Source organism: Hylemonella sp. GW821-FHT10B10 (assembly GCF_059415585.1).
Map to the genome: position 1 here is coordinate 127,858 of NZ_JBWKNN010000002.1, position 25,478 is coordinate 153,335.

29 protein-coding genes are annotated in these 25,478 nt (G+C 64.3%); 14 read left to right on the forward strand and 15 right to left on the reverse strand.

Annotation, left to right across the window (positions count from 1 at the left end):
- Positions 1–20: 20 nt before the first annotated feature.
- Entirely contained in the window at positions 21–1,271 is a 1,251-nt protein-coding gene (locus AC07NT_RS10770) for a M20/M25/M40 family metallo-hydrolase (RefSeq protein WP_498599027.1), read from the forward strand.
- Between the two features lie 43 nt (positions 1,272–1,314).
- Here the strand turns inward: AC07NT_RS10770 and AC07NT_RS10775 are convergent, their stop codons facing one another.
- The gene (locus tag AC07NT_RS10775) at positions 1,315–1,461 is read right to left on the reverse strand and encodes a hypothetical protein (protein ID WP_498599026.1); all 147 of its coding nucleotides are present in this window, start codon (positions 1,459–1,461) and stop codon (positions 1,315–1,317) included.
- Between the two features lie 71 nt (positions 1,462–1,532).
- On the opposite strand from AC07NT_RS10775, the gene AC07NT_RS10780 reads away from it, so the two are divergent.
- Complete coding sequence (locus AC07NT_RS10780; RefSeq protein WP_498599025.1) at positions 1,533–1,991, forward strand: hypothetical protein; 459 nt, start codon at positions 1,533–1,535, stop codon at positions 1,989–1,991.
- 59 nt (positions 1,992–2,050) lie between these two features.
- Here the strand turns inward: AC07NT_RS10780 and AC07NT_RS10785 are convergent, their stop codons facing one another.
- Both AC07NT_RS10785 and orn read right to left on the reverse strand, forming a co-directional pair.
- Complete coding sequence (locus AC07NT_RS10785; RefSeq protein ID WP_498599024.1) at positions 2,051–3,937, reverse strand: DEAD/DEAH box helicase; 1,887 nt, start codon at positions 3,935–3,937, stop codon at positions 2,051–2,053.
- A gap of 253 nt (positions 3,938–4,190) precedes the next feature.
- A complete protein-coding gene (gene orn, locus AC07NT_RS10790) occupies positions 4,191–4,760 on the reverse strand; it encodes an oligoribonuclease (RefSeq protein WP_498599023.1) in 570 nt (189 codons plus the stop codon).
- Positions 4,761–4,797: 37 nt separating this feature from the next.
- On the opposite strand from orn, the gene AC07NT_RS10795 reads away from it, so the two are divergent.
- The 3 genes from AC07NT_RS10795 to rsgA are packed head-to-tail and all read left to right on the forward strand — an operon-like array spanning position 4,798 to position 7,348.
- Positions 4,798–6,108, forward strand: a complete 1,311-nt coding sequence (locus AC07NT_RS10795) for a M48 family metallopeptidase (protein ID WP_498599022.1) — start codon at positions 4,798–4,800, stop codon at positions 6,106–6,108.
- Positions 6,105–6,431: a 4a-hydroxytetrahydrobiopterin dehydratase gene (locus AC07NT_RS10800; protein WP_498599021.1), complete on the forward strand. Its 327-nt coding sequence runs from the start codon at positions 6,105–6,107 to the stop codon at positions 6,429–6,431. Before AC07NT_RS10795 ends, AC07NT_RS10800 begins: the two co-directional genes overlap by 4 nt.
- Entirely contained in the window at positions 6,392–7,348 is a 957-nt protein-coding gene (rsgA, locus tag AC07NT_RS10805) for a ribosome small subunit-dependent GTPase A (RefSeq protein ID WP_498599020.1), read from the forward strand. Before AC07NT_RS10800 ends, rsgA begins: the two co-directional genes overlap by 40 nt.
- 2 nt (positions 7,349–7,350) lie before the next feature.
- Here the strand turns inward: rsgA and AC07NT_RS10810 are convergent, their stop codons facing one another.
- The 6 genes from AC07NT_RS10810 to rpsP all read right to left on the reverse strand — a co-directional run bounded on the left by AC07NT_RS10810 (position 7,351) and on the right by rpsP (position 11,242).
- Positions 7,351–8,322 carry a CobD/CbiB family protein gene (locus AC07NT_RS10810; protein ID WP_498599019.1) on the reverse strand — a complete coding sequence of 324 codons (972 nt, stop codon included), beginning with the start codon at positions 8,320–8,322 and terminating at the stop codon, positions 7,351–7,353.
- A 48-nt stretch (positions 8,323–8,370) separates the two neighbouring features.
- On the reverse strand, positions 8,371–9,072 hold the full coding sequence (locus AC07NT_RS10815) for a CoA pyrophosphatase (RefSeq protein ID WP_498599018.1): 702 nt from the start codon (positions 9,070–9,072) through the stop codon (positions 8,371–8,373).
- Positions 9,073–9,144: 72 nt separating this feature from the next.
- Positions 9,145–9,519: a 50S ribosomal protein L19 gene (gene rplS, locus AC07NT_RS10820; RefSeq protein WP_498599017.1), complete on the reverse strand. Its 375-nt coding sequence runs from the start codon at positions 9,517–9,519 to the stop codon at positions 9,145–9,147.
- Between the two features lie 120 nt (positions 9,520–9,639).
- Complete coding sequence (gene trmD / locus AC07NT_RS10825; protein WP_498599016.1) at positions 9,640–10,398, reverse strand: tRNA (guanosine(37)-N1)-methyltransferase TrmD; 759 nt, start codon at positions 10,396–10,398, stop codon at positions 9,640–9,642.
- Positions 10,399–10,415: 17 nt separating this feature from the next.
- Positions 10,416–10,979 carry a ribosome maturation factor RimM gene (gene rimM / locus AC07NT_RS10830; RefSeq protein WP_498599015.1) on the reverse strand — a complete coding sequence of 188 codons (564 nt, stop codon included), beginning with the start codon at positions 10,977–10,979 and terminating at the stop codon, positions 10,416–10,418.
- Between the two features lie 8 nt (positions 10,980–10,987).
- Positions 10,988–11,242, reverse strand: coding sequence for a 30S ribosomal protein S16 (rpsP, locus tag AC07NT_RS10835; RefSeq protein WP_460488366.1), 255 nt, complete (start codon positions 11,240–11,242; stop codon positions 10,988–10,990).
- A 219-nt stretch (positions 11,243–11,461) separates the two neighbouring features.
- Here rpsP and AC07NT_RS10840 point away from each other — a divergent pair, with 219 nt between their 5' ends.
- Positions 11,462–11,908 carry a TM2 domain-containing protein gene (locus AC07NT_RS10840; protein WP_498599172.1) on the forward strand — a complete coding sequence of 149 codons (447 nt, stop codon included), beginning with the start codon at positions 11,462–11,464 and terminating at the stop codon, positions 11,906–11,908.
- A 60-nt stretch (positions 11,909–11,968) separates the two neighbouring features.
- On the opposite strand, the gene AC07NT_RS10845 is transcribed toward AC07NT_RS10840, so the two are convergent.
- The 6 genes from AC07NT_RS10845 to AC07NT_RS10870 form a co-directional block, all read right to left on the reverse strand.
- Positions 11,969–12,982: an inorganic phosphate transporter gene (locus AC07NT_RS10845; RefSeq protein ID WP_498599014.1), complete on the reverse strand. Its 1,014-nt coding sequence runs from the start codon at positions 12,980–12,982 to the stop codon at positions 11,969–11,971.
- Between the two features lie 18 nt (positions 12,983–13,000).
- Positions 13,001–13,648, reverse strand: a complete 648-nt coding sequence (locus tag AC07NT_RS10850; RefSeq protein ID WP_498599013.1) for a DUF47 domain-containing protein — start codon at positions 13,646–13,648, stop codon at positions 13,001–13,003.
- Positions 13,649–13,728: 80 nt separating this feature from the next.
- Positions 13,729–14,097 (reverse strand): DMT family protein, encoded by a 369-nt coding sequence (locus AC07NT_RS10855; RefSeq protein ID WP_498599012.1) that lies wholly within the window; start codon positions 14,095–14,097, stop codon positions 13,729–13,731.
- A 78-nt stretch (positions 14,098–14,175) separates the two neighbouring features.
- Positions 14,176–16,761, reverse strand: a complete 2,586-nt coding sequence (gene acnB, locus AC07NT_RS10860) for a bifunctional aconitate hydratase 2/2-methylisocitrate dehydratase (protein WP_498599011.1) — start codon at positions 16,759–16,761, stop codon at positions 14,176–14,178.
- A 41-nt stretch (positions 16,762–16,802) separates the two neighbouring features.
- Positions 16,803–17,882, reverse strand: coding sequence for an HpcH/HpaI aldolase/citrate lyase family protein (locus AC07NT_RS10865; protein WP_498599010.1), 1,080 nt, complete (start codon positions 17,880–17,882; stop codon positions 16,803–16,805).
- Between the two features lie 19 nt (positions 17,883–17,901).
- Positions 17,902–18,888 (reverse strand): malate dehydrogenase, encoded by a 987-nt coding sequence (locus AC07NT_RS10870; protein ID WP_498599009.1) that lies wholly within the window; start codon positions 18,886–18,888, stop codon positions 17,902–17,904.
- Between the two features lie 185 nt (positions 18,889–19,073).
- On the opposite strand from AC07NT_RS10870, the gene AC07NT_RS10875 reads away from it, so the two are divergent.
- The 8 genes from AC07NT_RS10875 to AC07NT_RS10910 all read left to right on the forward strand — a co-directional run bounded on the left by AC07NT_RS10875 (position 19,074) and on the right by AC07NT_RS10910 (position 25,416).
- Positions 19,074–19,871, forward strand: a complete 798-nt coding sequence (locus AC07NT_RS10875) for a GntR family transcriptional regulator (protein ID WP_498599171.1) — start codon at positions 19,074–19,076, stop codon at positions 19,869–19,871.
- A gap of 132 nt (positions 19,872–20,003) precedes the next feature.
- The gene (gene sdhC, locus AC07NT_RS10880) at positions 20,004–20,447 is read left to right on the forward strand and encodes a succinate dehydrogenase, cytochrome b556 subunit (protein ID WP_498599008.1); all 444 of its coding nucleotides are present in this window, start codon (positions 20,004–20,006) and stop codon (positions 20,445–20,447) included.
- 15 nt (positions 20,448–20,462) lie between these two features.
- Positions 20,463–20,828: a succinate dehydrogenase, hydrophobic membrane anchor protein gene (gene sdhD, locus AC07NT_RS10885; RefSeq protein ID WP_498599007.1), complete on the forward strand. Its 366-nt coding sequence runs from the start codon at positions 20,463–20,465 to the stop codon at positions 20,826–20,828.
- A 3-nt stretch (positions 20,829–20,831) separates the two neighbouring features.
- The gene (gene sdhA / locus AC07NT_RS10890; protein WP_498599006.1) at positions 20,832–22,628 is read left to right on the forward strand and encodes a succinate dehydrogenase flavoprotein subunit; all 1,797 of its coding nucleotides are present in this window, start codon (positions 20,832–20,834) and stop codon (positions 22,626–22,628) included.
- Between the two features lie 22 nt (positions 22,629–22,650).
- Complete coding sequence (locus tag AC07NT_RS10895; protein WP_498599005.1) at positions 22,651–23,355, forward strand: succinate dehydrogenase iron-sulfur subunit; 705 nt, start codon at positions 22,651–22,653, stop codon at positions 23,353–23,355.
- A 20-nt stretch (positions 23,356–23,375) separates the two neighbouring features.
- The gene (locus AC07NT_RS10900) at positions 23,376–23,654 is read left to right on the forward strand and encodes an FAD assembly factor SdhE (protein ID WP_498599004.1); all 279 of its coding nucleotides are present in this window, start codon (positions 23,376–23,378) and stop codon (positions 23,652–23,654) included.
- Between the two features lie 9 nt (positions 23,655–23,663).
- The gene (gene gltA, locus AC07NT_RS10905; RefSeq protein ID WP_498599003.1) at positions 23,664–24,974 is read left to right on the forward strand and encodes a citrate synthase; all 1,311 of its coding nucleotides are present in this window, start codon (positions 23,664–23,666) and stop codon (positions 24,972–24,974) included.
- A 61-nt stretch (positions 24,975–25,035) separates the two neighbouring features.
- Positions 25,036–25,416, forward strand: coding sequence for a hypothetical protein (locus AC07NT_RS10910; RefSeq protein WP_498599002.1), 381 nt, complete (start codon positions 25,036–25,038; stop codon positions 25,414–25,416).
- Positions 25,417–25,478 lie beyond the last annotated feature (62 nt).

The following is a 25,478-nucleotide window of genomic DNA, read 5'->3' on the forward strand; positions in this document are numbered from 1 at the left end:
ACCCCCCACCGAGACAAATGATGAGCACCAAACAGCATGCCGCCCTGGACCAGTGGGTGGCCGACCATTTCGCCGAAGAGACGGCCTTCCTGCAGCAGCTGGTGCGCGTGCCCACGGACACCCCGCCCGGCAACAATGCCCCGCACGCCGCACTCACGGCGCAACTCTTGCGCGCCTGGGGCTGGGAGGTGGAAGAACATCCCGTGCCCGCGCCTGAGGTGAAAGCCGCCGGCCTGGAGAGCCTGACCAACCTGATCGTGCGCCGCCGTTACGGGCCGGGCGGACCGACCATCGCCCTGAACGTTCACGGCGACGTCGTGCCTCCGGGTGAAGGCTGGACGTACCCTCCCTACGGCGCCGAGATCGTCGACGGCAAGATGTACGGCCGTGCCACCGCCGTCAGCAAATGCGACTTCGCCACCTACACCCACGCCGTACGCGCGCTGGAAGCCGTGGCCAAACCCACACGCGGCTGCATCGAATTGCATTTCACCTATGACGAGGAGTTCGGCGGCGAACTGGGCCCGGGCTGGCTGCTCAGCCGCGGCCTGACGAAACCCGACCTCATGATGGCGGCTGGCTTCAGCTACCAGGTCGTCACAGCCCACAACGGCTGCCTGCAATTGGAGGTGACCGTACAAGGTGACATGGCACACGCGGCCATCCCCGACAGCGGCATCGACGCGCTGCAGGGTGCAACCCATATCCTGGGCGCGCTCTACCGGCTCAATGCCGACTATCTGAGCGTGAGCTCGAATGTGACGGGCATCACCCACCCCTATCTGAACGTCGGCCTGATCCAGGGCGGCACCAACACCAATGTCGTGCCCGGCAAGGTGGTCTTCAAGCTCGACCGCCGCATGATCCCCGAGGAGAACGCCACCGAGGTCGAGGCCAGTCTAAGACTGACCATCGCCGCAGCGGCAGCCAGCTTCGCACCGCCGCGCGGTGGCAAGTCCCTGCAAGTGGAAGTGCGTCGCATGTTGCTGGCCCAGGCCATGAAGCCACTGCCCGGCAACCGCCCCCTCGTGGAAGCCTTGCAAAAGCATGGCGAAGCGGTCTTTGGGCTACCCATCCCCGCGGTGGGCACGCCGCTGTACACCGATGTAAGGCTCTACGTGGAACGGGGCATACCGGGTGTCATCTACGGGGCGGGGCCGCGCACTGTGCGCGAAAGCAACGCCAAGCGAGCCGATGAGCATATCGTCCTGGCCGACCTGCAAGGTGCCACCCGAGTCGTGGCGCGCACCCTGCACGACTTGCTGAACTGACATCGGGGCCCTGCCCGGCGCCCTCTGAAGTCTGCCCCCGAACTCAGATCAGGGACAGGATCACGCCCAGGACCAGCACCGCCAATACGAAGATCAGCTTGTATAGCGGGCGGCTTTGTTCTTTGCCGGCCGGCCCGTCCAACTCTGCAGGCAGAGTCAGCAGACCGGGCATGGTGGTTTCGTTGTCCATACGACGTCTTTACTTTTGAAAATCAAGCAGGGTCTTGTGCCCGCTGGCCGGTATTCTATGATGGCCTCATCATGAAATCCTACGCATATACCCACTCCGTCCTTCTGCTCGCAGGGGCTTTGCTGCTGGGGGGCTGCGCCGCGGTGAATGACGCGACCATGCGCGTGCTGGCCACGCCCTCGCCGGCATGGGCTGTGGTGGGCGAACAGCTGCTGACAGGTCAGGCCCTGCTCTACTCCGACCGCAGCGGCACGCTGGAATTGCAGACCGCGACCGAACCCGCGCTCAGTTGCATGGGCACGCTGCGCTACACCGCCACCAGCAGCGGCACCGTCAACCTGCGCTGCACCAATGGCTTGCAGGTCCAGCTGCCTTTCACGGCCCTGGGCGAGGCCAGCGGTTATGGCGGCACGGCGGGCGGCCCCGTCGGCTTCGCCTACGGGCTGGAGCCGGGCCCCGCGCGCGCCTGGCTCACACCACCGGCCGGCAAGCGCTTGGTGGTCAGCGACAAGAGCCTGCGCCTCGAATAGGCGAGAAAAAACCCGCCGGCATCGCTGCGGGCGGGTTTTGGGGTCAGATCGCCTGAAGATCAGCGCGTCGGACGCGGGGAACGCTTGGCAGCATCACGCGGCACGAAGACCTTGCCGGTACCGGTACCCGGCTTGGCATAGGAGGGCTTGCCAGCGGCCGGCTTGCGCGGCGCGAAATCACCGCGCGGTGCGGCGCCTTCACGTCGGCCATCACCCGCGAAGCGGTCATTGAAACCACCCTTGCGCTCGTAGCTGCGGCCTTCGGGCGCACCCTCATGACCCCGGTTCTGGTAACCACCACCGTCACGGGACTGGAAAGGACCGCGGGCATCGCGGTCGCCAAAGCCGCCACGCGGAGCGCCGAAATCACCACGCGGCGCACCGAAGTCACCGCGGGGCGCACCACCAAAATCGCCACGGTTGTTACCGCCACCGAAACCGCTACGGGGAGCGCCACCGCCACCGAACTTGCGGTCGCGCGAGAAGCTGTCATTGCCACCACGGCTGTTACGGCCACCGAAGTTGGAGCCGGGGCGCGACTCGGGCATGCGCTGCTTGGGCTCCATACCGGGGATGACTTCCGCCTTGATGGGTTGTTTGCTGTAGGCCTCGATGTCGAAGATCTTGCGACGGTCGCGGAACTCGGCAAAGGTGATGGCCAGACCATCGCGACCGGCGCGGCCGGTGCGGCCGATGCGGTGCGTGTAGTCCTCGGCCTTCATCGGCAGGCCGAAGTTGAAGACGTGGGTGATGGTGGGCACATCGATGCCGCGCGCGGCCACGTCGGTGGCCACCAGGATTTGCACCTGGCCCTGGCGCAGCGCCATCAGGCGGCGGTTGCGCAGGCCCTGGCTCAAGGCGCCGTGCAGCGCAACGGCGGAGAAGCCGTCCTGTTGCAGGTCGTTGGCCAGGCCGTCGCACTCCACCTGAGTGCTGGCGAACACGATGGCCTGGTCGATCGAAGCGTCACGCAGCCAGTGGTCCAGCAGCTGGCGCTTGTGCTGGGCGTTGTCGGCCCAGAACAGCGTCTGCTTGATGTTGGCATGTTTTTCCTGGGGCGAATCGATCTGCACCTTCTTCACGCCCGAACCGTTGTCGTGCATCACGCGCATGGCGAGCTGTTGGATGCGCGGCGCGAAGGTGGCGCTGAACATCATGGTCTGGCGGCGCTGGGCGGTCAGCTGGTTGACTTCGGCGAGGTCGTCGGAGAAACCCAGGTCGAGCATACGGTCGGCCTCGTCCACGACCAGGAACTGGACCTGGTCGAGCTTGATCTGCATGGAGCGTTGCAGGTCCAGCAGGCGGCCGGGGGTGGCCACCACGAGGTTGGCGTTCTGCAGCTTGGCGATCTGGAGCTGGTAGGGCATGCCGCCCACCACATTGGCGATGCGCAGGCCACGGCAATGCTTGACCAGTTCGATGGCGTCATGCGCCACCTGTTGGGCGAGTTCGCGCGTCGGGCACAGGATCAGGGCGCCGGGGGCGGCGGCCTTGAAATGGCGCGGGTTGGTCGGGTCCTGACGCTTGGGGCGCTTCGGAGCCGGTTCGCCTTTGGCGGCGGCTTCGGCAGCGGCGCGCTCGTAAGCGGCACGCTCGTTTTCAGCAGCCTGGGCCTGCTGCTGGAGCAGGGTGTGCAACACGGGCAGCAGGAAGGCCGCGGTCTTGCCGCTGCCGGTCTGGCTGGAGACCATCAGGTCGATATAACGCTGGGCTTCACCTGCCGCGCCCGAGGGCATGGCCAGGGGAATGGCGCGTTCCTGCACGGTGGTGGGCTGGGTGTAGCCCAGGTCGGCCACGGCCTGCACCAGCTCGGGTGCCAGGCCCAGCTGCACAAAGCCGTTGGGCAGGGTTTCGGTCACTTCGACCTCGGCCGCCATGGCGGTTTCGGTGGAAAGAATGGATTCGGCAGGCGCAAAGTCGCCCGTCACTTCAAAAGCGTCGGTCATTTAGATTTTTCTCACACGCGAACACCGCAGGGACTGCGGGTGTTTCGCTGATGGTTAAAAGACATCAACCATCAAACAAAACCTGCACCGGTTGGGACCGGCACCGGGGACTCATTCAGATTGACGATCGTGAAGATCGAAACCGGAGTCCGGTGTGTGAGGGGAGATGCACGAAAAGCGCCGCGTTTTGCAGCGCAAGGCGAATTATGACACAGATCAGGGTTTTCACCTAATCGCCCGTCAAACCGCTGTTTCAGCCCAGCTTGAGGAAGTGTTCCCGGTAGTGCAGCAGTTCGTCGATGGACTCGTGGACATCGGCCAGCGCCGTGTGCTTCTGAGCCTTCTTGAAAGCGCTGTAGACCTCAGGCTTCCACCGCTTGGCCAGCTCCTTGAAGGTGCTGACATCGATATTGCGGTAATGGAAAAAGGCTTCCAGCTTGGGCATGTACTTGACAAGGAAACGCCGGTCCTGGCCAATGCTGTTGCCGCACATGGGCGCAGTGCCTTTGGGCACATACTTGCCGAGGAAGGTTATGAGCTCGGCCTCGGCCTCGGCCTCAGTGGTGGTGGAAGCCTTGACCTTGTCGATCAGGCCACTACGGCCATGTGTGCCCTTGTTCCAGGCGTCCATCTTGTTGAGGATGTCGTCGTCCTGGTGGATCACCAACACCGGGCCTTCGATGCGCTGGTCCAGGTTGGGGCTGGTCACGATGACCGCGATTTCGATGATGCGTTCTTTCTCGGGGTCCAGGCCCGTCATCTCGCAATCAAGCCAGACCAGGTTGAGATCGGATTTCTTCAGTGGGGTAACGTTGTCGCTCATGCCCCGGATTGTCGCTGATGGCCTAAACTCCCTGCCCATGACGCCTGCCTCTGCTTTCAACCCCAGCCTGACGCTGACCCTGCTCTTTGCCGCAGCCCTGCTACTGGGCCTGGCCCTGAAATTCTGGCTGGCCACGCGCCAGGCGCGACATGTAGCGCAGCACCGCGCCAGCGTGCCGCCAGCCTTTGCTGGCACCATGCCGCTGGCCGCGCACCAGAAAGCGGCCGACTACACCGTGACCAAGGTGCGTTTCGGTCTGCTGGAAACCGCTGTGGGCGCCGCCATGCTGTTGGGCTGGACCCTGCTGGGCGGCCTGGATGCCCTGAACCAGACACTGCTGACCTGGCTGGGCGGGGGCATGTTGCAGCAATTGGCGCTCATCGCCGGCTTCGTGCTGATCGGCAGCCTGATCGAGCTACCACTCACCCTGTACCAGACCTTTGTGATCGAGCAGCGTTTCGGTTTCAACAAGATGACACTCAAGCTCTGGCTGGTCGATCTCATGAAGTCCACTCTGCTGGGGGCGCTGATCGGCCTGCCCATTGCCGCCCTCATCCTCTGGGTCATGGGCGCCACCGGGACCCTGTGGTGGCTCTGGGCCTGGGGCGTGTGGATGGGCTTCAACCTGCTCCTGCTGCTGATCTACCCGACCTTCATTGCCCCGCTGTTCAACAAGTTCCAGCCGCTGGAAGACGAAACACTGAAAGCGCGCGTCACCGCGCTGATGCAGCGCTGCGGTTTCTCCGCCAAAGGCCTGTTCGTGATGGACGGCAGCCGTCGCAGCGCCCATGCCAATGCCTACTTCACGGGTTTCGGCGCTGCCAAGCGTGTGGTTTTCTTCGACACCCTGCTGTCCAAGCTCAGCCCGGGCGAGGTGGATGCCGTGCTGGCCCACGAGCTCGGCCACTTCAAGCACAAGCACATCCTCAAGCGCATCGTGATCCTGTTCGCCCTGAGCCTGGCTGGCTTCGCCCTGCTGGGCTGGCTGGCCACACAGGCCTGGTTCTACACCGGCCTGGGTGTCACGCCCAGCCTGCAGCTGCTGGTGCCCGCGCTCGGCGCGGCAGGTGCCGTTCCCAACGACGCACTGGCCCTGCTGCTCTTCGTGCTGGTCTCGCCGGTGTTCAGCTTCTTCATCGCCCCCCTCATGGCCTTGTCCTCGCGCAGGCACGAGTTCGAAGCCGACGCCTACGCCGCGGCCCAGACCAACGGCCCGGAGCTGGCCAGTGCCCTGCTCAAGCTCTACGAGGACAACGCCTCGACCCTGACTCCCGACCCGCTCTACGTGGCCTTCTACTACTCGCACCCGCCGGCGAGCCAGCGTCTGGCACGACTGGGCATGGCATGAACAGCGCGCCGCAAGCCCCCGCGCGCCGGGCCCTGGGCCCGACCGAGATCGTGACCCAGCTGGCCCAGCACCCGGGCTGGGCCCTGCAGGGCGACGGAGCGGAACTCGCGATCAGCCGGCGCTACGAGTTCGCCAACTTTCATGAGGTCATGGCCTTCGCCAATGCCGTGGCCTGGATCGCGCAGCAGCGCGACCACCATCCGGACCTGCTGCTGAGTTACCGGCACTGCACGGTCAACTGGCGCACGCACGATGCCGGTGGCATCACGCGCATCGATTTCGAGTGCGCGGCCCAGGTCGATGCGCTGCGAGGCAGCGCTTGAGCAAGACACCCGGACTCGAACGCGGCCTGGTCGTGGCCAGCCATGGCCGCCACGTGGTGGTGGAAACACCGGAAGGCCGGCAACTGATCTGCCACCCGCGGGGGAAAAAAAGCCATGCCGTCGTGGGTGACCGTGTGCTCTGGCTGGCCAGCACTGACGAAGGCAGCATCGAGAAGGTGGAGGAGCGGCGCAACCTGTTCTACCGCCAGGACGAACTCCGCACCAAGAGTTTCGCCGCCAACCTGGACCAGGTGCTGATCCTGATTGCGGCCGAACCCGAATTTTCCGAAAGCCAGTTGGCGCGCGCCCTGATCGCCGCCGAGGCCGAGCGCATCACGCCGTTGATCGTGCTCAACAAGAGCGATCTGACCGAACTTTTTGCGCGCGCCTGGACCCGGCTGGAACCGTACCGGCGCATGGGCTACACCGTGTTGCCGCTGGGCCTGAAGGCGCAGGGCGACAGCGGGTTGGCAACGCTGCAAGCGCAGTTGCAGGGACGCGCCACCCTGGTGCTGGGTCCTTCGGGCGCGGGCAAAAGCACGCTGATCAACCGCCTCGTACCAGGCGCGCAGGCACAGACCGGCGAGATCTCGACCGCGCTAAATTCCGGCAAGCACACCACCACCAGCACCCGCTGGTACTGGGTGGATGGCGAACGCAGCACGGCGCTGATCGACTCGCCAGGTTTTCAGGAATTTGGCCTGCAGCACATCGAAGCCGCCAAGCTGGCGAGCCTAATGCCGGACCTGCGCGCGCATACCGAGTGCCGCTTCTACAACTGCAGCCACCTGCACGAACCCGGTTGCGGTGTCATCGCGGCCGTGGACAAGAGCGCAGGCGGCTCGGGCATCAGCCCCTCACGCTATCGAATTTACGGCGAACTCCACGCCGAGCTCTCGCAGGCGCCGCGTTACTGAAATCAACCGATCAAGCGCGCCAGGGTGAGCAGCGCCAGCAGGAGCATCCACAGCACCACCGAGCGCCAGACCAGGCCCACGATGCTGCGCAGATGGGCCAGCTGCGGCTCGTAGCGGGCCGAGGCGGCCGGCATGTCGGACTGGGCCAGGGTCTCTCCCTGGGCCATGGCCGTGGTGCCCAGGCGCACATTGATGGCGCCGGCCGTGGCCGCGACGATCAGGCCATCGTTGCCCCCCGGACCTTCGCTCTCGGGCAGGGCAGCATAACGACGCCAGTTGTCCACCGCATCCTCGAAACTGCCCACCACCGCAAAACCCAATGCGGTGATGCGTGCGGGCAGCCAGTCCAGCCATGACCAGGCGCGTGCGGCGGCAGCACAGGCCGCTTCGCTGACGGCCGGCGCCTGGCGCCGCGAGACGTGCGGCCAGTAGCGGGTGACGAACTCCCCAAGACGGTAGAGCACCGCGCCGGCCGGGCCCAGGCCCAGGACAGCCAGCACGATGAACCAGCTCAGCACACCGAAGACATGGCGGTGGGCCGCCAATACGGAAAACTCGATGACGTGGCGGATGATCTCGCGCGGCGGCAGCTCGCTGGCGTCGATCTGACGCCACTCGGCCAGCAGACGGCGCGCCTCCTGCTCATTGCCGGACTCAAGCGCGTCGCGAATGCTGGTGAAATGGTGACTGAACTGGCGAAAACCCAGGGTGACGTAGAGCACAGCCACGTTCCAGAGCATGGCCAGCGGCCAGCCCACGAAGGTGCACAGCAGCCAGTAGACCAGCAGGGCGATCCCACTGGGCAGCAGCACGGCAAAACCCCAGGCCAGCCAGCCATGCGAGCGTTCGCCGGCGTCGAGCTTGCGCACCACCCAGCGCAACCAGCTGCGCATGCCGGTGTGCACCGCATTGCCGCGGGCCAGCGGACGCGCCTGTTCAATCAGCAGGGCCAGCAGGATGGCAAAGAAACTCATGCTGCGATCATAGCGGCGGCAAACTGACGCGCGGCTTGCGGCCTGCGCTCAGGCGGCCATGAAACGGTAAAAATTGCGCAGCATGCCGGCCGTGGCGCCCCAGATGTAGCGCTCGGTACTGCCGTCCTGCCAGGGCATGGAGAACCATTCGCGACGCAGCCCCTCGAATTCGAAGGCGTGACGTCTGTGGTTGGCCGGATCGAGCAGGAAGGCCAGCGGCACTTCGAACACATCGGCCACCTCACCCTCGTTGGGCCTGAGCGTGAAGCCGGGCCGCACCCAGGCCACCACCGGCGTGATGATGAAGGCCGTGCCCGTCGTATAGACGGGCAGCGTGCCCAGCACCTGCACGTAGTCACGCGTCAGTCCCACCTCCTCTTCGGCTTCGCGCAAGGCGGCATCCACCACGTCGATGTCGGTCGGATCGACCTTGCCGCCGGGAAATGCGATCTGGCCCGAGTGGTTCGCGAGATGGCTGGTGCGCTGGGTCAGCAGCAAGGTGGGCTCGGCCCGGGCCACCAACGGCAGCAACACGGCGGCCTGCACCGGCTTGCGCTGGGTGAAACGCGGCTCGGCGCGGACCTCGGGCTCCCAGGCGGGCGGGGTCTCGAACCGCTGGCGCAGGGCCAGAGCCTGCAGGCGCGCGGCCGGAACCCGGGGCAGCTCGGCGTCAACCCCGATCACCGGTACGGTGCGCGGATCGAAGTTAGGCAGCTTGGAGAGAGGGGTGATGTGATCGGTGGAAGACATCGGTGCGAAGCAGAAATTAAAAAGCCGCCCGGGCGAATGCGAGGGCGGCTTGTTCGGGCAGCGGGCCGGAGCTTATTCAGCGGCGGCGGTCTTGCTGACCAGTTTTTCCTTGATACGGGCCGACTTGCCGCTGCGGTCACGCAGGTAGTACAGCTTGGCACGGCGCACGTCGCCGCGGCGCTTGACTTCGATGCTGGCGATCAGCGGGCTGTAGGTCTGGAAGGTACGTTCCACACCTTCGCCGCTGGAGATCTTGCGCACGGTGAAGCCGCTGTTGAGGCCACGGTTGCGCTTGGCGATCACCACACCTTCGTAGGCCTGCACGCGCTTGCGGGTGCCTTCAACCACGTTCACGTTCACGATGACGGTGTCACCGGGGGCGAATTCGGGGATGCTCTTGCCCAGGCGGGCGATTTCCTCTTGTTCGAGGGTCTGGATCAGGTTCATATTTACCTCTAATGATCTTGTCCGCGCATACGGTTCGCAAGGAACCAAAGTCAAACCACCATGGTCTGCCAGCCGGCCAGAGGATCGGGGAGCCTTCAATTATAGCAGGAAGCGCCTGCTTCAGGCCAGGGGCTTGGGCAGCGTGGCCAGGAAGGCTTCGTCCTGGCGGTTCAGGCGGCCGGCGGCCCGGGCCTGGGCGATCAGCTCGGGCCGCAGCCGGGCCGTCAGCGCCAGGCGCTGTTCACGGCGCCAGCGCTCGATCTGGCCATGGTGGCCGGACATCAGCACCTCGGGCACACCCCGCCCTTCCCACACTTCGGGCCGGGTGTAGTGCGGGTTGTCCAGCAGGCCGTCCAGGGCCGGGTTGAAACTGTCCAGAGCGTGGCTGTCGGCGTCACCCAGCACGCCGGGCTGCAGGCGGGCCACGGCATCCAGCAGGGCCATGGCCGCGATCTCGCCGCCCGAAAGCACGAAGTCGCCCAGGCTGATTTGCTCGTCCACATAGGCATCGATAAAGCGCTGGTCGATGCCCTCGTAGCGTCCGCAGACCAGCACAGCCCCCTCGCTGCCAGCCCAGCGCTCCACCTGAGCGTGATCCAGAGGCCGGCCCAGAGGAGAAAACAGCACCACCGGCGCGCGCGCAGCCCGCTGGGCCTGGGCCTGCTGCAGACAACGCGTGAGCGGCTCCGCCATCATGAGCATTCCGGGACCACCGCCAAACGGCCTGTCGTCGACCCGGCGGTAGTTGCCCTCGGCGTGGTCACGCGGATTGTGCAGGTGCACCTCGACCTGGCCGGACTCATAGGCGCGACGCGTGATGCCGCTGGTCAACAGCGGGGCAAACAGTTCGGGGAACAAGGTCAGGACGTCAAAGCGCATGGGGCAGACGTCCGGTCTCAGTAATCAGGCTGCCAGTCGACGCGGATGCGGCGCGCCGGCAGGTCCACCCCGTCAACGTAGGCGGACACAAAAGGAATCATGCGCTCGGCCGGCTTGCCATCCTGCTCGTAGGCGATGACCAGCACGGTCTGCGGCCCGGTAGACAGCAACTCCTGCACCGTTCCCAGATGCAGGTCTTCACGATTGACCACGTCCAGGCCGATAAGGTCGACCCAGTAGTATTCGTCGGTCTCAGGCGTGGGAAAACTGGAACGGGCAACGAAGATGCGTGCACCACGCAGGGCCTCGGCGGTATCGCGGTCGGGCACGTCGTTCGACGTGGCAACCACCGAATCCGAGTGCTCCTTTGCTTCCTTGATGGAAAGCTGCACCGGACCGGTGAAGGTCTTGGCACCTTTTTCGGACGGCAGCAGGAACCAGCGCCTGGAAGAAAACAGCGCCTCCGGAGAGGCGCTGTAAGGCTGAACCTTGAACCAGCCCTTGATGCCCCAGGCATCAAGGATGCGCCCGACTTCGATCGCGTCCGCCGGCAATGCGGCGGCTTCGAGTTCGAGCGCCATGGGCCGTCTTAGGCGGCCTTCTTGGCAGCCGACTGCTTGATCAGGCGCTCCACGGTGGGAGAAGCCTGGGCACCGACGCCCAGCCAGTAGGTCAGGCGATCCTGAGCAATGCGGATGCTTTCCTCGCTGGCGGTAGCGATCGGGTTGTAGAAACCGATGCGCTCAATGAAGCTGCCGTCACGACGGTTACGCTTGTCGGTCACGACGATGTTGAAGAACGGACGGGCCTTGGCGCCGCCGCGGGAGAGTCGAATGACGACCATGATTTGTCCTTTGGGTCGTGTGGCCTGCCTAGATAGCAGCAGGCCACAACGCGGTGACGCTTGCGCGTCGGATTTCTTCCGGTGTTTGAGACACGCAACTGACCACCCGGCCAGCGGCACACCGAAGAGCCTGCGATTATAGCCTGTGCGGGCCGGCCTGCGCTATAAACTGGCCCGTCAGCCCAGAAACGCCCCCATTCCCGGCACAATAAGCCCATGCTGAAACACAAGACCCTGGCCGCCTGGCTGGCTTTTCTGGCCGGCCCCCTGGGCCTGCACCGCTTCTATCTGCACGGCTTCTATGACCTGATCGGCTGGCTCTTGCCCATCCCCACCGCCCTGGGTCTCTACGGCATCGAACGCGTGCAGCTACACGGGCTGGATGATTCCTGGAGCTGGGTGCTGATCCCCCTGCTGGGATTCACCATGGCTGGCTGTGCGCTCAACGCCATCGTCTTTGGCCTGATGACGCAGGAGAAATGGAACGCCCGCTACAACCCGCAGGCCCCGGCCGACGCACCGGCCGGCCGCACTGGCTGGCTGACGGTGGGCGCTGTCGCCTGCGCCCTGCTGGTGGGCACCACGGTGCTGATGTCCAGCATCGCTTTCAGCTTCCAGCGCTATTTCGAATACCAGATCGAGGAAGCCCGCAAGATCAGCCAGTGAGCCGGTGCTTCCCCATGAAAAAAGGGCCCGAGGGCCCTTTTTTCATGACACCGTGACAACTCAGAACAGTCCGAGGCTGATCCAGTAGGCCACGATGGCCACGAAAGCGGTGGCCGGGATGGTGAAAATCCAGGCCCACACGATGTTGCCGGCAATGCCCCAACGCACCGCGCTGGCGCGCTGGGCCGACCCCACACCCACGATGGCGCCAGTGATGGTGTGGGTGGTGGACACCGGGATGCCCAGCGCAGTGGCCAGGAACAGGGTCAGCGCCCCGCCCGTCTCGGCGCAGAAGCCGCCCACCGGCTTGAGCTTGGTGATTTTCTGGCCCATGGTCTTGACGATGCGCCAGCCGCCGAACATGGTGCCCAGACCGATGGCCAGATAGCAGCACACCACCACCCAGGAGGGCGGCGAGGCATCGGTCGACGTGACGTAGCCGGTGGCGATCAGCAGCATCCAGATGATGCCGATGGTCTTCTGCGCGTCGTTGCCGCCATGGCCCAGGCTGTAGGCACCGGCCGAGACCAGCTGCAGGCGGCGAAACCAGCCATCCACGCGAGAAGGCGAACTGCGGCGGAACAGCCAGGCCACCAGCAGCATCATGAGCGAGCCCAGCAGGAAACCCAGCAGCGGCGAAACGAAGATGAACACCACGGTCTTGAGGATGCCGGCAGACAGCAGCGCCTCAGTACCAGCCTTGCCTATCACAGCGCCCACGATGCCGCCGATCAGGGCATGCGAGGAACTGCTGGGAATGCCGTAGTACCAGGTGATCAGGTTCCAGGTGATGGCGCCGATCAGGGCACCGAACACCACGTGGGTATCCACGACCCCCGGCTGCACGATGCCCTTGCCCACCGTGGCCGCCACGCTGAGGTGGAAGATGAAGATGGCCACGACGTTGAAGAAGGCCGCAAACAGCACCGCCTGACCGGGCTTCAATACCCCGGTGGAAACAACGGTGGCAATGGAGTTGGCCGCATCATGAAAACCGTTCATGAAGTCGAAGGCCAGCGCCAGGAACACCAGCAGGATGATCACCCAGAGGGCGACTTGGGGGATGTTTTCCATGGAAGGAACGCCCTCGCTTCAGGCGTTTTCGAGGACGATGCCCTCGATCACATTGGCCACGTCCTCGCACTTGTCGGTCACCGTCTCGAGCAGCTCGTAGATGGCCTTGAGCTTGATGACCTCGCGCACGTCGGGCTCCTCGCGGAAGAGCTTGCTCATGGCCGTACGCATCACGCGGTCGGCATCGGACTCCAGGCGGTCGATCTCCTCACAGGTCTTGAGCGCCGCTTCAGCCGTCTTGGCCTCGCCGATATTGCCCAGCAGCGACACGGCATCCTTGACGCGCTCGCAGCACTTCACGCTGAGTTCAGTGAGGCGGATGATCTCTTCGGTCATGTGGCGCACGTCGTACAGGGCCATGGTCTCGGTCGCATCTTGCAGCAGGTCGGCCACATCGTCCATGGTATTGATCAGCGTATGGATCTGTTCGCGGTCGATCGGGGTGATGAAGGTCTTGTGCAGGGCCTTGTTGACCTCGTGGGTGATGCGGTCAGCGGCGCGTTCCGCGCTGTCCACCTCGCGGGTGTACTGCTCGCGCAGGTTGTGATCGCCGTAATGGGCCACCAGCTGGGAAAAGGCATGCGCCGCTTCCACGATGCGATCCGCATGCTGGTTGAACATCTCGAAGAAATTGCCGTCGCGCGGCATCAGTTTTCCAAACAGCATGGGGCACTCCTGATTCTGGTTCGGTCGTTGGACTGGATTGGCGTGGAGTTTAACCGGGGACCTCTGCGGCCTGCGGCGCCTCAGGCCGAACGGAAGATGAAATACACCGCGCCCACCATGCACAGCGCCGCCCACAGGTAATCCAGCTTGAGCGGCTCCTTGAGGTACATCACGGCAAACGGAACGAAGACGCTGAGCGTGATGACCTCCTGCACGATCTTGAGTTGGCCAACCGTATAGCCCGCCTGCTGGAAGCCGATGCGATTGGCCGGCACCTGCAGCAGATACTCGAACAGGGCAATGCCCCAACTGGCCAGAGCCGCCCAGTACCAGGGCGCGGCAGCCAGGTTCTTCAGGTGCCCGTACCAGGCAAAAGTCATGAAGACATTGCTGCCGATCAGCAGCAGCACGGTCTGCAGCGAGAAGGGGATGGACTGGAAGGTGTTCATGCCCCGAATTATCGTAGGACCCATGAAAAAAGCCCTGCAGCTTGCGCCACAGGGCTTCGGATCAACAGCCCGCGTGGATCAGGCGGTGACCTTGTCGGCCACGTCCTTGTACTCGCTGATCTGGTCGAAGTTCAGGTACTTGTAGACCTTGTCACCATTGGCAGACAGCACGCCCATGTCGGCCTGGTACTCGGCCTTGGTCGGGATGCGGCCCAGCTTGGAGCAGATGGCAGCCAGTTCGGCCGAACCCAGGTACACATTGGTGTTCTTGCCCAGGCGGTTGGGGAAGTTGCGGGTGCTGGTGGACATCACGGTGGCGCCCTCTTTCACCTGAGCCTGGTTGCCCATGCACAGGCTGCAGCCCGGCATTTCCATGCGGGCGCCGGCCGCGCCGAAGACGCCGTAGTGGCCTTCCTCGCTCAGCTGCTGTGCGTCCATCTTGGTAGGCGGAGCCATCCACAGCTTGACCGGGATGTCCTTCTTGCCTTCGAGCAGTTTGGACGCAGCACGGAAGTGACCAATATTGGTCATGCAGGAACCGATGAAAACTTCGTCGATCTTGCTGCCTGCCACGTCGGACAGGGTCTTGGCGTCGTCCGGATCGTTCGGGCAGCAGACGATGGGCTCGGTGATCTCGTTGAGGTCAATCTCGACCACATGGGCGTACTCGGCGTCCTTGTCGGCCCTGAGCAACTCGGGCTTCGCCAGCCAGGCTTCCATGGCCTTGATGCGGCGGCTGATGGTGCGCTCATCGTGGTAACCATTGGCGATCAGGTTCTTCAGCAGCACGATATTGCTGTTGATGTACTCGATGATCGGTTCCTTGTTCAGCGCCACCGTGCAGCCGGCGGCCGAACGCTCGGCGGAGGCGTCGGCCAGCTCGAAGGCCTGTTCCACCTTCAGGTCCGGCAGGCCCTCGATTTCGAGGATACGGCCGGAGAAGGCGTTCTTCTTGCCCTTCTTCTCGACCGTCAGCAGGCCCTGCTTGATGGCGTACAGCGGGATGGCGTGCACCAGGTCACGCAAGGTGACGCCGGGCTGCATCTTGCCCTTGAAACGCACCAGCACCGACTCGGGCATGTCCAGCGGCATGACGCCGGTGGCGGCGGCAAAGGCCACCAGGCCGGAGCCGGCCGGGAAGGAGATACCGATGGGGAAGCGGGTGTGACTGTCGCCGCCGGTGCCCACGGTGTCGGGCAGCAGCATGCGGTTAAGCCAGCTGTGGATGATGCCGTCGCCGGGCTTGAGCGAGATGCCGCCGCGGTTGCTCATGAACTCGGGCAGTTCGTGGTGCATCTTCACGTCCACCGGCTTCGGATAGGCCGCGGTGTGGCAGAAGGACTGCATCACGAGGTCGGAGCTGAAGCCCAGGCAGGCCAGGTCCTTGAGCTCGTCGCGTGTCATCGTGCCGGTGGTGTCCTGCGAGCCGACCGAGGTCATCTTGGGTTCGCAATAGGTACCAGGCAGCACGCCCTTGCCTTCGGGCAGGCCACAGGCGCGACCGACCATCTTCTGCGCCAGGGTAAAGCCCTTGCCTGTGGCCTTGGGCACTTGGGGCAGGCGGAACAGAGTGCTCGGGGGCAGGCCCAGCGCCTCGCGCGCCTTGCCGGTCAGGCCGCGGCCGATGATCAGCGGAATGCGGCCACCAGCGCGCACCTCGTCGAACAGCACCTCGCTGCGGACCGTGAATTCGGCGATGACCTTGCCGTCCTTGAGGGCCTTGCCTTCATAAGGACGCAGTTCGATCACGTCGCCCATGTTCATCTGGCTCACGTCCAGTTCGATCGGCAGGGCACCGGCGTCTTCCATGGTGTTGTAGAAGATCGGAGCGATCTTGGAGCCCAGGCAGACACCACCGAAACGCTTGTTCGGAACAAAGGGAATGTCCTCGCCAGTGAACCACAGCACGGAGTTGGTGGCGGACTTGCGGGAAGAACCGGTGCCCACCACGTCGCCGACATAAGCCACCAGGTTGCCGCGCGCGCGCAGGTCCTCGATGAACTTGATCGGGCCGCGCTTGCCGTCTTCCTCGGGCGTGATGCCGTCGCGCTTGTTCTTCAGCATGGCCAGGGCGTGCAGCGGGATGTCCGGGCGGCTCCAGGCGTCGGGCGCGGGAGACAGGTCGTCGGTGTTGGTCTCGCCAGTCACCTTGAGCACGGTGAGCTTGATGCTCTTGGGCACTTCGGGGCGGCTGGTGAACCACTCGGCATCAGCCCAGCTCTGGACCACGGCCTTGGCGTTGGCATTGCCCTTGGCAGCCTTCTCCTGCACATCATGGAACTGGTCGAACATCAACAGGGTCTTCTTCAGGCCCTCTGCGGCAACCTTGCCCACCTGGGCGTCGTCCAGCAGATCGATCAGCGGGGTCAGGTTGTAGCCACCCAGCATGGTGCCCAGCAGTTCGGTGGCCTTCTCGCGCGAGATCAATGCGCATTTCTCGGTGCCATGGGCCACGGCGGCCAGGTAGCTGGCCTTGACCTTGGCGGCGTCGTCCACACCGGCGGGCACGCGGTGCGTGATCAGCTCGACCAGGGTGGTCTCCTCGCCCTTGGGCGGGTTCTTCAGCAGCTCGATCAGCTCGCCAGTCTGCTTGGCCGTCAGCGGCAGCGGGGGGATGCCGAGTGCGGCTCGTTCAGCGACATGGGCGCGGTAGGCTTGCAACATGGTGACTCCTTCTTAGCAAAATTCAAAAATAGGCTCCCGCCTCAGGCGGGAACAGCGGGGGTTTCTCGGGCGACCGGGGTCGCGAAATAAGCTTGCACGGCAGCGGGCAGTGCGCGCCCGGTCTGGTGGGCGCGCTCCAGCACCTGCCAGAAATAACGGTAGCTGGCACGGTCGTGCAGCTGTCCCTCAAAACTCACGGGCGCCCATTGCGCCTGTTCGGCCGCCTGGACAATGGCGGCCGCGCGCTCGATGTCGGCTCCACTGGGCGCCAGCGCCTCCAGGATGGGGCGGATCTGGCTCGGGTGGATGCTCCACATGCGCGTGTAGCCGAACTCGCGCGATGCCTTGCGGGCAGCGGCCTTCATGGCTTCAGTGTCGCTGAATTCGGTCACCACACAGTGAGAAGGCACTTTGCCGTGGGCATGGCAGGCGGCGGCGATCTCCAGCTTGGCGCGCAGCACCAGCGGGTGCGTGAACTGGCCCAGCTCGCCCGTCACGCGGTCAGGCCGTGAGCTCATGGCGCTGTCGGGAATGGCACCGCCATGGGCCGAGACAAAGTCCATCAGCCCGAAGCTGATGGACTGCACACGGGGATGCGCGGCGATGTCAAACGCACGGTGCACCGCCGCCGGCGACTCCAGCAGCACCTGCAAGGGCAGCGGATCGGCACGGCCGGCACTGCGGGCCGCCGCATCGACCGCCGCCACGGCGCGCTCGACATCGGCCACCGTCTCGACTTTGGGGATCATGAGATGGCACAGGGCCTTGCCGGCACCGCCAACGATGGTCGCCACGTCGGCTTCGAAGGCCGCATGGTCCACCGGGTGCACACGCACCGCAATACGCGGCACGGCGGGCAGGCCCGCCTTGTGCGCGGAAACCTGCGCCTCCTTGGCCAGCGCCACCACCATCTGGGCATGGTCGCGCTCGCCGCCGACCGGGGCGCCATCCTCGCAATCGAGCGAGACATCAAACACGCAGGCACCGAACTCAGCCGTCATCTCGGCCTGCAGTTGCAGGCTCTTGCGCATGCGCGCCTCGACGCCACTGTAATGGTCGCAGACCGGCAGAAAACCGGCCGCGGCCTGGGCGCCGAGGAGAATGTCGCGCGGATGGGCCATGACGTCAGGCGCTCAGGACTTACAGCAGGTGCTTCACGCCGTCCTGTTCACCCACCAGTTCGGCCAGGGTCTTGTCAATGCACTTCTGGCTGAATTCGTCGATGGCCAGGCCTTCGACCAGCTTGTACTCGCCGCCTTCGCAGGTGACCGGGAAGCCGAACATGACATCCTTGGGAATGCCGTACTGGCCATCCGACGGAATGCCCATGGTGACCCACTTGCCATTGGTACCCAGGGCCCAGTCGCGCATGTGGTCGATAGCGGCATTCGCAGCCGAAGCGGCGGACGACAGACCGCGCGCCTCGATGATGGCGGCACCGCGCTTGCCCACGGTGGGCAGGAAGACGTTGGCGTTCCATTCCTGGTCATTGATCATCTTGGCCACGCTTTCACCCTTGATGGTGGCGAAACGGTAGTCGGCGTACATGGTGGGCGAATGGTTGCCCCAGACAGTGAGCTTCTCGATGTCGGCCACGGCCTTGCCGGTCTTGGCGGCAATCTGGCTCGCGGCGCGGTTGTGGTCCAGGCGCAGCATGGCGGTGAAGTTCTTGCGCGGCAGGTCCGGGGCGCTCTTCATGGCGATGTAGGCGTTGGTATTGGCCGGGTTACCGACCACCAGCACCTTGACCTTGCGCGAAGCCACGGCGTTCAGGGCTTTGCCCTGGGCCGTGAAGATGGCGCCGTTGACGGCCAGCAGCTCGGCGCGCTCCATGCCCGGACCGCGCGGACGCGAGCCCACCAGCAGGGCGTAATCGGTGTCCTTGAAAGCGGTCATCGGGTCGCTGTGGGCTTCCATGCCGGCCAGCAGGGGAAAGGCGCAGTCTTCCAGTTCCATCATCACGCCCTTGAGCGCCTTCTGGGCCTTTTCGTCGGGAATTTCCAGCAGCTGCAGAATGACGGGCTGGTCCTTGCCCAGCATCTCGCCGGAAGCGATACGGAACAGCAGGGCGTAACCGATTTGACCGGCGGCGCCGGTGACGGCGACGCGGACGGGCTTTTTGCTCATGGTGGAACTCCAGATAGTGATGAGGAAGGGAGGACTGCGGAGCCCCGCCGCACGACGGGTCGGCGGTACCCCATATGTTCCCCGCGAGTGTAGCGCGAAAACCCTGATTTATCAATTTGTCTTATGTCTTATATAAGATATGATTCGACATGTATGGACCCCCTTCCACGCCCCTGGTCATCCGCATGAACTCCAGCGCAACGTCCCTCGCTGACGGCACCCCGACCCCCGTCGACGCCGGGGCAGGAGGGCTGCCGACACCGGCCTTCAGCCCCCTGTATCAGCAGATCAAGGGACTGATTCTGCAAAGCCTGCAATCGGGTGAATGGAAACCGGGGGAAGCCATCCCCAGCGAGATGGACCTGGCAGCTCGCTACCGCGTCAGCCAGGGCACCGTGCGCAAGGCCATCGACGAACTCGCTGCGGAAAATCTGCTGGTACGCCGCCAGGGCAAGGGCACCTTCGTGGCCACCCACGCCGAGCAGCATGTGCAGTACCGCTTCCTGCGCCTCATGCCCGACCAGGGCGACCGCCAGAGCGAGGGCCCGGCCGAACGCAACATCATCGACTGCAAGCGTCTGCGCGCCAGCGCCGAGATCGCGCGCGCCCTGGCACTGCGCACCGGTGACAGCGTGCTGCAGGCCCGGCGCGTGCTGTCCTTCGCCGGCACCCCCACCATCCTCGAGGACCTGTGGCTGCCCGGCACCCCGTTCAAAGGCCTGACGGCCGAGCGCCTGAGCCAGCACCATGGCCATATGTATGAACTGTTTGAAACCGAGTTCGGTGTGCGCATGGTGCGCGCCGAAGAAAAGATACGCGCCGTCCTGCCCGACGCAGCCCAGAGCGCCCTGCTCAAGGTGGCCAAGAACACCCCCCTGCTGAGCGTGGAACGCATCGCCTACACCTATAACGACGTGCCCATGGAACTGCGCCGCGGCCTCTACTTGACCGATACTCATCACTACCGCAATGTGCTGAGCTGAGAAACTCGGTTACGACCATAAGCTCGAACAATGAATTTTTCGATACAAGCTTATGGATGCTGCATTGCAATAGAATTTGACTCCGACAACGCCTGAAAATTACAAGGCGGTTACATCCATCGAAAGCCCATCATGTCCGAACTTGCCACGCCCTCCCGGGCTCAGCGCCCCGAGTTCCGCAACATCCACGCCCTCAAGGATCTTCCCAGTTATCGCCTGCCCCCGGCCGGTTGGGTTTCCATCCTGCACCGCGTCAGCGGCGCGCTGATGTTCCTGCTGCTGCCCTTCATCATCTGGCTGTTCGATACCTCGGTCACCTCCGAATATTCCTACGCCCGCTTCAGCGCCCTTTTCTCGGTCGGCCTCGGTTTCGTGCCGGGCTGGTTCTTCAAGCTGGTGGCGTTGGCCCTGATCTGGGCCTTTCTGCACCACATCGTTGCCGGCCTGCGCCATCTGTGGATGGACGTGGCCCACGCAGTCAGCAAGGAATTCGGCCGCAGCTCGGCCATCGTCACCCTGGTCCTGAGCATCGCCCTGACGGTGGTGCTCGGTGCCAAGCTGTTCGGCATCTATTAAGAACAAGGAGCAAGCATGTCTGTCAACTTTGGCTCCAAGCGTATCGTCGTCGGTGCGCATTACGGCCTGCGCGACTGGCTCAGCCAGCGCATCACCGCCATCCTCATGGTCCTGTTCACCTTCGTGGTGCTGGCCCAGGTGCTGTTCACCCGCGGCCCCATCGGCTACGAAGCCTGGGCCGGCATCTTTGCCGCCCAGTGGATGAAGGTGCTGACTTTCTCCATCATCGTTGCACTGGCCTGGCATGTCTGGGTTGGCATGCGCGACATCTGGATGGATTACATCAAGCCGGTCTGGCTGCGCCTGTCCCTGCAGGTATTCACCATCGTCTGGCTGGTCGGCTGTGCCGGCTGGGCCATCCAAGTCCTGTGGAGACTCTGAGTCATGTCCTATTCCATCTCCAAGCGCAAATTTGACGTTGTCATCGTCGGGGCCGGCGGCTCCGGCATGCGCGCCTCGCTGCAACTGGCCCGCGCCGGCCTGAACGTAGCCGTGCTGTCCAAGGTCTTCCCGACCCGCTCGCACACCGTCGCCGCCCAGGGCGGCATCGGCGCGTCCCTCGGCAACATGTCCGAGGACAACTGGCACTACCACTTCTACGACACCGTCAAAGGCTCCGACTGGCTCGGCGACCAGGACGCCATCGAGTTCATGTGCCGCGAAGCCCCCAAGGTCGTGTACGACCTGGAGCACATGGGCATGCCCTTCGACCGCAACCCCGATGGCACCATCTATCAGCGCCCCTTCGGCGGCCACACGGCCAACTACGGTGAAAAACCCGTGCAGCGCGCCTGCGCCGCGGCCGATCGCACCGGGCACGCCATGCTGCACACGCTGTACCAGAAGAACGTTGAGGCCCGCACGCAGTTCTTCGTGGAATGGATGGCGCTGGACCTGGTCCGCGACGCCGAAGGCGATGTGGTGGGCGTGACCGCCCTGGAGATGGAAACCGGCGACCTGCATGTGTTGCACGCCAAGACCGTGCTGCTGGCCACCGGCGGCGCGGGCCGCATCTTCGCCGCCTCCACCAATGCCTTCATCAACACCGGTGACGGCCTGGGCATGGCGGCACGTGCCGGCATCCCGCTGCAGGACATGGAGTTCTGGCAGTTTCATCCCACCGGCGTGGCCGGTGCCGGCGTGCTGCTGACCGAAGGCTGCCGCGGCGAAGGCGCCATCCTGCGCAACAGCAATGGCGAGCGTTTCATGGAGCGTTATGCCCCGACGCTCAAGGACCTGGCGCCGCGCGACTTCGTCTCGCGCTCCATGGACCAGGAGATCAAGGAAGGCCGTGGCTGCGGTCCGAACAAGGACTACATCCTGCTCGACATGACCCACATCGGCGCCGAGGACATCCACAAGCGCCTGCCCTCGGTCTACGAGATCGGCCACAACTTCGCCAACGTGGACATCACCAAGGAACCGATCCCCGTCGTGCCCACCATCCATTACCAGATGGGCGGCATCCCGACCAACATCAACGGCCAGGTGGTGGTTCATGACGGCAGCAGCAACAAGGTCGTCAACGGCCTGTACGCCGTGGGCGAATGCTCCTGCGTCAGCGTGCACGGCGCCAACCGCCTGGGCACCAACTCCCTGCTCGACCTGCTGGTCTTCGGCAAGGCCGCCGGCAACCATATCGTCGAATTCGCTTCCAGGAACAAGGAGCACAAGCCCCTGCCCAAAGACGCCGCCGACCGGACCCTGGCCCGCCTGGCGCGACTGGATTCCGCCACCACGGGCGAGTACGCCCAGAACGTGGCCAACGACATCCGGGCCACCATGCAGCAGCACGCGGGCGTGTTCCGCACCCAGGCCAGCATGGACGAAGGCGTGAAGAAGATCGCCGCCCTGCGCCAGCGCAGCCTGCACATCGGCCTGAAGGACAACTCCAAGGTCTTCAACACGGCGCGCATCGAGGCACTGGAAGTCGAGAACCTGATCGAGTGCGCCCAGGCCACCATGGTCTCCGCTGCTGCTCGCAAGGAATGCCGCGGTGCCCACACCGTGTACGACTACGAGCGCCCGGCCGACGACCCGGTCTCGCCGCTGGGCCGCGACGATGCCAACTGGATGAAACACACCCTGTGGCACAGCGCGAACAACAGCCTGAGCTACAAGCCGGTCAACCTCAAGCCGCTGACGGTCGAGTCCGTCCCGCCCAAGGTCCGTACCTTCTAAGACGTCACGCCGAGAGACCATCATGACCCTACGCACGTTCCAGATCTACCGCTACGACCCGGACAAGGACGCCAAGCCCTATATGCAGACCATCGAGGTCGAACTCGACGGCCATGAGCGCATGCTGCTCGACGCCCTGGTCAAGCTCAAGGCCGTGGACCCCACCTTGTCGTTCCGCCGTTCCTGCCGCGAAGGCGTGTGCGGCTCTGACGCCATGAACATCAATGGCAAAAACGGTCTGGCCTGCCTGACCAATATGAACACGCTCAAGGGCACCGTGGTGCTCAAGCCCCTGCCCGGACTGCCGGTGGTACGCGACCTGATCGTGGACATGACGCAGTTCTTCAAGCAGTACCACTCGATCAAGCCCTACCTGGTCAACGAGGATGTGCCGCCCGAAAAGGAACGCCTGCAGAGCCCCGAAGAGCGCGAAGAGCTCAACGGCCTGTACGAATGCATCCTGTGCGCCAGCTGTTCGACCAGCTGCCCCAGCTTCTGGTGGAATCCGGACAAGTTCGTCGGCCCGGCCGGTCTGCTGCAGGCCTACCGTTTCATCGCCGACAGCCGCGACCAGGCCACCGGCGAACGCCTGGACAATCTGGAAGACCCCTACCGCCTGTTCCGCTGCCACACCATCATGAACTGCGTCGACGTCTGCCCCAAGGGCCTGAACCCGACCAAGGCCATCGGCAAGATCAAGGAAATGATGGTCGCCCGCGCGGTGTAAGGCAGCTGACAGTACATACCGTGGACAATGATCTGATCGATGAGAGGGCGCTGAGCAAGCTGAAATGGCGCTGCCGCCGCGGCCTGCTCGAGAACGATCTCTTCATCGAACGGTTTTTCCGCAAGTTCGAGTCCTCGCTGACGGTGCGTCAGTCGCAGGGGCTGAACGCGCTGATGGATCTGAGTGACAACGACCTGCTGGACCTGCACCTGGGTCGCAAACCGCTGGCTGAAGTCAGCCCCGAGCTGAACCGCGCGGATGTGCAAGAAGTTTTGAAAATGTTGAGAACCACCTCCTGAAAGGCCCCCATGAAACTCGCTGACAACAAAGCCACCCTGTCGTTCAGTAACGGCATGCCCAGCATGGAGCTGCCGGTCTACCAGGGCAATATCGGCCCGGACGTGATCGACATCCGCAAGCTGTACGGCCAGACCGGCATGTTCACCTACGACCCGGGCTTCCTGTCCACGGCGTCGTGCCAGTCCGCGATCACCTACATCGACGGCGACAAGGGTGAACTGCTGTATCGCGGTTACCCCATCGAGCAGCTCGCCACCCAGTGCGACTACCTCGACACCTGCCACCTGCTGCTCTACGGGGATCTGCCCAACGCAAAGCAGCAGAAGGATTTCCACAAGCTCGTGACCAACCACACCATGGTCAACGAGCAGATGCAGTTCTTCCTGCGCGGCTTCCGCCGTGACGCCCACCCCATGGCCGTGCTGACCGGCCTGGTCGGCGCGCTGTCGGCCTTCTATCACGACAGCACGGACATCAACAACGCGGAACACCGCAACATTGCGGCCATCCGCCTGATCGCGAAGATGCCCACGCTGGTCGCCATGGCCTACAAGTACGGCATCGGCCAGCCCTACATGTACCCGCAGAACAACCTGTCCTACGCAGGCAACTTCCTGCGCATGATGTTCGGCACGCCCTGCGAAGAGTACAAGGTCAACCCCGTGCTCGAGCGCGCGCTGGACCGCATCTTCATCCTGCACGCCGACCACGAACAGAACGCCTCCACCTCCACCGTGCGCCTGTGCGGTTCCTCGGGCACCAACCCCTTCGCCGCCATCGCGGCCGGCGTGGCCTGCCTCTGGGGTCCGGCCCACGGCGGCGCCAACGAAGCGGCGCTGAACATGCTGGGCGACATCCAGAAGAATGGCGGCGTCGAGAAGATCGGCGAGTTCATCAAGCAGGCCAAGGACAAGAACTCCGGCGTCAAGCTCATGGGCTTCGGTCACCGCGTCTACAAGAACTACGACCCGCGCGCCAAGCTCATGCAGGAAACCTGCAAGGAAGTGCTGCAGGAAATGGGTCTGGAAAACGACCCCCTGTTCAAGCTGGCCATGGCCCTGGAAAAGATCGCCCTGGAAGACGATTACTTCGTGCAGCGCAAGCTCTATCCGAACGTGGACTTCTACTCCGGCATCGTGCAGCGCGCCATTGGCATCCCGGTGAACCTGTTCACCGGGATCTTCGCCCTGGCCCGCACCGTGGGCTGGATCGCCCAGCTCAACGAGATGATCAGCGACCCCGAGTACAAAATCGGCCGTCCGCGCCAGCTCTTCACCGGCTCGCCGCGCCGCGACGTGCCGCCGCTGGCCAAGCGCTAAGCCGCGCCGAACAACCCGCCGCACGGCAACGTCGGCGGGTTTTTTCATTTCAGCCCCCACCATGAAACTCATCCAGCACGCCGCTGAACTGCGCGCCCTGCAGACCGAGGCGCCGGGCGAGCAGCCCTGCGCCTGCGGCCTGGCCGTGTACACCGGCTGGACCAGCCTGACCGAAGAACGCTGGCCCGCCGCGCTCATGACCCAGCTCGCCACCCTGCGCGACCCTGAGGTCCATGAGCCCACCTTCGAGGAATACCACCCGACCGGCACGCGCTACGACGATCCCACCGCCCCGGTGGCCCTAGCCTGGTTCCCCTACAACCGCAGCGATGTCTGGCGTTGTGGAACTTGCCGGCGTCTGGTGCTGCGCTACACCGAGTTCGGTGGTTATTACGTGGACCACCGCGTGCGCCTGCTGAATCCAGCCTTGATCGTCGACTGAGCCCTTGCGCCCGGGACCGGCATCACCTGCAGGGCAGCACAGCCATCGCAAAACACGATGGC

Coding starts and splice junctions, on each gene's coding strand:
- sdhA (WP_498599006.1), top strand. CDS start 20,832: ATGTCCTATTCCATCTCCAAGCGCAAATTTGACGTTGTCATCGTCGGG.
- AC07NT_RS10810 (WP_498599019.1), bottom strand. CDS start 8,322: ATGAGTTTCTTTGCCATCCTGCTGGCCCTGCTGATTGAACAGGCGCGT.
- sdhD (WP_498599007.1), top strand. CDS start 20,463: ATGTCTGTCAACTTTGGCTCCAAGCGTATCGTCGTCGGTGCGCATTAC.
- orn (WP_498599023.1), bottom strand. CDS start 4,760: ATGAGCGACAACGTTACCCCACTGAAGAAATCCGATCTCAACCTGGTC.
- acnB (WP_498599011.1), bottom strand. CDS start 16,761: ATGTTGCAAGCCTACCGCGCCCATGTCGCTGAACGAGCCGCACTCGGC.
- sdhC (WP_498599008.1), top strand. CDS start 20,004: ATGTCCGAACTTGCCACGCCCTCCCGGGCTCAGCGCCCCGAGTTCCGC.
- trmD (WP_498599016.1), bottom strand. CDS start 10,398: ATGCGCTTTGACGTCCTGACCTTGTTCCCCGAACTGTTTGCCCCGCTG.
- AC07NT_RS10855 (WP_498599012.1), bottom strand. CDS start 14,097: ATGAACACCTTCCAGTCCATCCCCTTCTCGCTGCAGACCGTGCTGCTG.
- rplS (WP_498599017.1), bottom strand. CDS start 9,519: ATGAACCTGATCCAGACCCTCGAACAAGAGGAAATCGCCCGCCTGGGC.
- AC07NT_RS10800 (WP_498599021.1), top strand. CDS start 6,105: ATGAACAGCGCGCCGCAAGCCCCCGCGCGCCGGGCCCTGGGCCCGACC.
- AC07NT_RS10850 (WP_498599013.1), bottom strand. CDS start 13,648: ATGCTGTTTGGAAAACTGATGCCGCGCGACGGCAATTTCTTCGAGATG.
- AC07NT_RS10795 (WP_498599022.1), top strand. CDS start 4,798: ATGACGCCTGCCTCTGCTTTCAACCCCAGCCTGACGCTGACCCTGCTC.
- rimM (WP_498599015.1), bottom strand. CDS start 10,979: ATGGCGCTCGAACTCGAAGCCGCCGCATTGCCGGCGGACGCGATCGAA.
- AC07NT_RS10910 (WP_498599002.1), top strand. CDS start 25,036: ATGAAACTCATCCAGCACGCCGCTGAACTGCGCGCCCTGCAGACCGAG.
- gltA (WP_498599003.1), top strand. CDS start 23,664: ATGAAACTCGCTGACAACAAAGCCACCCTGTCGTTCAGTAACGGCATG.
- AC07NT_RS10895 (WP_498599005.1), top strand. CDS start 22,651: ATGACCCTACGCACGTTCCAGATCTACCGCTACGACCCGGACAAGGAC.
- AC07NT_RS10875 (WP_498599171.1), top strand. CDS start 19,074: ATGAACTCCAGCGCAACGTCCCTCGCTGACGGCACCCCGACCCCCGTC.
- AC07NT_RS10770 (WP_498599027.1), top strand. CDS start 21: ATGAGCACCAAACAGCATGCCGCCCTGGACCAGTGGGTGGCCGACCAT.
- AC07NT_RS10815 (WP_498599018.1), bottom strand. CDS start 9,072: ATGTCTTCCACCGATCACATCACCCCTCTCTCCAAGCTGCCTAACTTC.
- AC07NT_RS10870 (WP_498599009.1), bottom strand. CDS start 18,888: ATGAGCAAAAAGCCCGTCCGCGTCGCCGTCACCGGCGCCGCCGGTCAA.
- AC07NT_RS10785 (WP_498599024.1), bottom strand. CDS start 3,937: ATGACCGACGCTTTTGAAGTGACGGGCGACTTTGCGCCTGCCGAATCC.
- AC07NT_RS10775 (WP_498599026.1), bottom strand. CDS start 1,461: ATGGACAACGAAACCACCATGCCCGGTCTGCTGACTCTGCCTGCAGAG.
- AC07NT_RS10865 (WP_498599010.1), bottom strand. CDS start 17,882: ATGGCCCATCCGCGCGACATTCTCCTCGGCGCCCAGGCCGCGGCCGGT.
- rpsP (WP_460488366.1), bottom strand. CDS start 11,242: ATGGTCGTCATTCGACTCTCCCGCGGCGGCGCCAAGGCCCGTCCGTTC.
- AC07NT_RS10845 (WP_498599014.1), bottom strand. CDS start 12,982: ATGGAAAACATCCCCCAAGTCGCCCTCTGGGTGATCATCCTGCTGGTG.
- AC07NT_RS10780 (WP_498599025.1), top strand. CDS start 1,533: ATGAAATCCTACGCATATACCCACTCCGTCCTTCTGCTCGCAGGGGCT.